The organism is Aeromonas sp. L_1B5_3 (genome assembly GCF_963866575.1).
Taxonomy (GTDB): Bacteria; Pseudomonadota; Gammaproteobacteria; order Enterobacterales; family Aeromonadaceae; genus Aeromonas; species Aeromonas jandaei.
Genome location: NZ_CAWMDN010000055.1, coordinates 1 through 268, shown reverse-complemented (window position 1 = coordinate 268; position 268 = coordinate 1). Strand labels below are relative to the sequence as shown.

Annotated in this window: 1 pseudogene; it reads left to right on the top strand. The window is 50.0% G+C overall.

The window, feature by feature from the left end:
- Positions 1 to 69: 69 nt before the first annotated feature.
- A pseudogene (locus AACR93_RS03820) lies at positions 70 to 268 on the top strand (IS5/IS1182 family transposase); the annotation flags it as partial.

The following is a 268-nucleotide window of genomic DNA, read 5'->3' as shown; positions in this document are numbered from 1 at the left end:
GGGAAGGTGCGAACAAGTCCCTGATATGAGATCATGTTTGTCATCTGGAGCCATGAAAAAGGGTTCATCATGAGTCATCAACTTACCTTCGCCGACAGTGAATTCAGCAGTAAGCGCCGTCAGACCAGAAAAGAGATTTTCTTGTCCCGCATGGAGCAGATTCTGCCATGGCAAAACATGGTGGAAGTCATCGAGCCGTTTTACCCCAAGGCTGGTAATGGCCGGCGACCTTATCCGCTGGAAACCATGCTACGCATTCACTGCATGC